At 30.1% G+C, this 3,488-nt stretch carries 5 protein-coding genes and 2 tRNA genes; 6 read left to right on the forward strand and 1 reads right to left on the reverse strand.

What is annotated here, in order from left to right; all coding sequences use genetic code 11:
- From FAY47_RS21040 to FAY47_RS17455, 3 genes are all read left to right on the forward strand, one after another.
- The coding region (locus FAY47_RS21040) for an adenylosuccinate synthetase (RefSeq protein ID WP_243129656.1) at positions 1-92 on the forward strand (92 nt) is incomplete at its 5' end.
- Positions 93-182: 90 nt separating this feature from the next.
- Entirely contained in the window at positions 183-365 is a 183-nt protein-coding gene (locus FAY47_RS17450; RefSeq protein WP_143318215.1) for a DUF1858 domain-containing protein, read from the forward strand.
- Positions 366-480: 115 nt separating this feature from the next.
- Positions 481-1,230, forward strand: coding sequence for an acyl-ACP thioesterase domain-containing protein (locus FAY47_RS17455; protein WP_143318216.1), 750 nt, complete (start codon positions 481-483; stop codon positions 1,228-1,230).
- A 2-nt stretch (positions 1,231-1,232) separates the two neighbouring features.
- On the opposite strand, the gene FAY47_RS17460 is transcribed toward FAY47_RS17455, so the two are convergent.
- Positions 1,233-2,462 (reverse strand): NAD(P)/FAD-dependent oxidoreductase, encoded by a 1,230-nt coding sequence (locus tag FAY47_RS17460; RefSeq protein WP_143318217.1) that lies wholly within the window; start codon positions 2,460-2,462, stop codon positions 1,233-1,235.
- A gap of 151 nt (positions 2,463-2,613) precedes the next feature.
- On the opposite strand from FAY47_RS17460, the gene FAY47_RS17465 reads away from it, so the two are divergent.
- The 3 genes from FAY47_RS17465 (at position 2,614) to FAY47_RS17475 (ending at position 3,486) form a co-directional block, all read left to right on the forward strand.
- Positions 2,614-3,180: a hypothetical protein gene (locus FAY47_RS17465; protein WP_143318218.1), complete on the forward strand. Its 567-nt coding sequence runs from the start codon at positions 2,614-2,616 to the stop codon at positions 3,178-3,180.
- Positions 3,181-3,328: 148 nt separating this feature from the next.
- A tRNA-Glu gene (locus tag FAY47_RS17470) sits at positions 3,329-3,403 on the forward strand.
- 10 nt (positions 3,404-3,413) lie between these two features.
- Positions 3,414-3,486 (forward strand) — tRNA-Val (locus tag FAY47_RS17475).
- Positions 3,487-3,488: the final 2 nt, after the last annotated feature.

Below are 3,488 nucleotides of genomic sequence, written 5' to 3' on the forward strand. Positions count from 1 at the left end.
TAAGAAGAATATCTGAATTTACTGAAACAAAAATATCAATAGTTTCAGTTGGACCAAAGAGAGATCAAACTATTAGAATAGATGAACTTTAATTCCGACTATTTTACTTGACATTAATTCATGTATAAAATATAATTTCTATATAAGAATATTAATATATAGAAATTAAAGAGGTGAATTAAATGATAACTAAGGATATGACAATAGGTGAAGTTATAAAAATCGATCCTAATAAGGCTGAAGTATTAATGAGCTTTGGAATGGGTTGTGTTGGATGTCCTTCAGCACAAGCAGAAACTATAGAAGAAGCAGCTATGGTTCATGGTCTAAATTTAGATCAATTGATGGAAGCTTTAAATAAATAACATAAAAAGTTGTCTCGTAACAGAGGCAACTTTTTTCTTTGGTGTGAACAGTATGAGACGTTAAAAACATAATTATGGTAAAATAGAATTAGTAAGAAAAAGAAAGAGGGATGGTATGGCAAAGAGTTACACAAAAAAATATGAAGTAAATTATCATGATTCAAGTTATAAGTTAAAGTGTAAATTATCATCTATAGTAAACTTCTTATGTGATGTAGGAACAAATCAATCAGAAGTATTAGGTGATACAATAGAAGAAATGATGGCAAAGAATTATGCATGGGTGTTTTATAAATATGATATTAGTATGTATAAATATCCTAGTTATAGAGATGTCATATCAATTACTACAGAACCTATTGGATTTAATAAATTTTATGCATATAGGAAATATTATATCAGAAGTGAAGAGGGAGAATTATTAGGAGAAGCTGTAGCTTTATTTTTCTTAATAAACCTTAAAAGAAGACGTCCAATGAGAATACCGCAAGAACAGTATGAGTTATATGGCGCTGATGATGGTATGAATAGAAACATTGATATGAAGGAAATCAGAAATGTTGAAAAGGAAGATTATCATAAAGAATTTAATATTAGATATAGTGATATTGATTCTAATGGACATGTAAACAATGTTAATTACCTTGAATGGGCGATTGAATCAGTACCAATGGAAGTTGTTAAAGATTATGAAATTAAAGAATTAAAAATTATTTTTGAAAAAGAAACTACTTATGGTGATACTGTTCATGTATCAGCTACCTTAATAAAAGAAGAAAATGAACGATTGATAACTGTTCATTCCATAAAAAACAATGAAGGTAAGGAAGTCACAAAGTTAGAAGCTACATGGGAAAGGGAGTAGTATTAAATACTATTCCCAACTAAGAAGCCTGAATTCCAAGCCCATTGTAAGTTAAATCCTCCACAATCTCCAGTAACATCAAGAATTTCTCCACAAAAATATAAATTTGAAACAATTGTTGACTCTAGTGTTGTAGGGTTAACTTCGTTTGTATTAATGCCACCTACAGTAACCTGAGCATTGGTAAATCCATTAGTATCAGTACAAGTAAAAGTCCATTCCTTAAGTCTCTTAGATAATAGAGATTTGTACTTCCAATCTAATTCATAACAAGGTATGTGAATATCTTTTATACCTATATCTTTCAACAAGATTGGTATAAGTTTTTTATTTATCACTCCTATAAGAGCATTTGATATGCTTCTGTGAGAAAACACCGCTAGGTGGCCTTGCAAAAAGTTATCAATATCCTCAAAAGACTTTTCTGGCATCATATCCACTATAATTTCAACTTTTTTATTCTTATATAAATTTTTTGAGGCTTCAGTTGAAAGCTGAAGTATAGGAGGACCTGATATTCCGTAGTCTGTAAAAAGAATCTCACCAATATCATCTCTTAATATTTTATCATCTACGGAAAGAGATGCTTTACCATTAATCTTTATACCTGAAAGAGCTTTTAAGTAAGGATAATTCAATTTTAATTGAACTATACCCGGCAATGGTTCTACAATAGAGTGTCCAAGGGATTTTGCAAGTTTGTAACCAGATCCATCAGAACCAGTTTTTATAGCTGATTTTCCTCCACAGGCTAAAATAAGTTTTCCACAGGTTAAGGAAGGATAATCTTCATTTGTTGTGGATAAAACAAATTTTTTATCCTTGTGGATAGATTTAATTTTGCAATTTATATATAAAGGAATTTCTCTTTCACTTAATGACAACCTAAAGATATCCACAACTGATGAGGCTTGAAGTGATTGTGGATAAAATTTTCCGTTTTCTAATCTAACTAAAGGCAATCCTAATGACAAAAAGAAATTTTCTGTATCTTCAATTGAAAAGTTATCTATGCAATATTTGAAAAAGTCATTATCTTCGCTGCAATAATTTTTATAAGAAAAATTAGCATTTGAAATATTACATCTACCATTACCAGTAGTTAAAATTTTTTTTCCAATTCGATCAGTTGACTCAACGATTGCAACATTTTTTCCTAGATCTTTTGCCATTATTGCTGCCATTATTCCAGAGGCACCACCACCAACGACGATTATATCATGATATATCATAGGTTAATTATCTCCTTCTAAAAAAATATAATGAAACTCTTTATTTAGAGTTTTAACATTAACTGAGTTTACTAAAGTATTTAATAAATAAATTTTAACACAGTAATAGTAGCTATTAAAGGGAGGAATAATAGAAAAGAGGTGATGATAATTGAAAGCTAAGGTTATTATAGATGGTGAAGATAATGGAAAAGAATTTAAAGTTAGAAGAATGACATATACAGAAGTAATAGCTAACTATCCCAATAAACCTGGTACGAAAAACTTTAAGTTTGAAGAAGTTAAGTTAATTAGTGAATGGGAAATTGATGATTTTTTAATTAATAATAGGGAGTTTTTAAAAATAAGATTAAGTAGGGGAATATCTGTGTTTTTATACAAAGCATTAAAAGATTCTATTGAAGATGAAATAAATGAAGATTTAAATATACTTAATTTACTTAGAGATAGATATAGTGTAAATAAAAAGGGGAATTGGAGTAAAGAAATAATATGTATGGTTAACAATAAAATTCCTTTAATGGTTATAGCTACAGGACACAACTTTAAAAGAAGTGGCTATAATATTTTAGTAAATCCAATTTCAAAAGAACATTTTTTAGATGCTGCAGAAAAGGAAATAAAAAAAATTAACGAAGAAATAAAGAGGAAGGAATCTATTATAAACGCTTATTTACAAGCCATTAGTGAGATAAAAAATAGTATGACATCTCAGTAGAAAAATGGTCATGGACAATATAAAATTTGGGGAGAAAAATAAAATTATAAGAAATTTATAAAAAATGTGTTGACACTCTTAATGAATTTCGGTATTATAGTCTATGTGGTCAGCGCCAAAGCATTAGGCAACCACATAGTTACAATTTGGCTCCTTGGTCAAGCGGTTAAGACACCACCCTTTCACGGTGGTAACAGGGGTTCGATTCCCCTAGGAGTCACCATTTTTACTTTGGGCGCATAGCTCAGCTGGGAGAGCACCTGCCTTACAAGCAGGGGGTCACAGGTTCGAGCCCTGTTGTGCCCACC

It is taken from the genome of Clostridium sp. HBUAS56017 (genome assembly GCF_007115085.1).
Lineage (GTDB): Bacteria > Bacillota > Clostridia > Clostridiales > Clostridiaceae > Clostridium > Clostridium cibarium.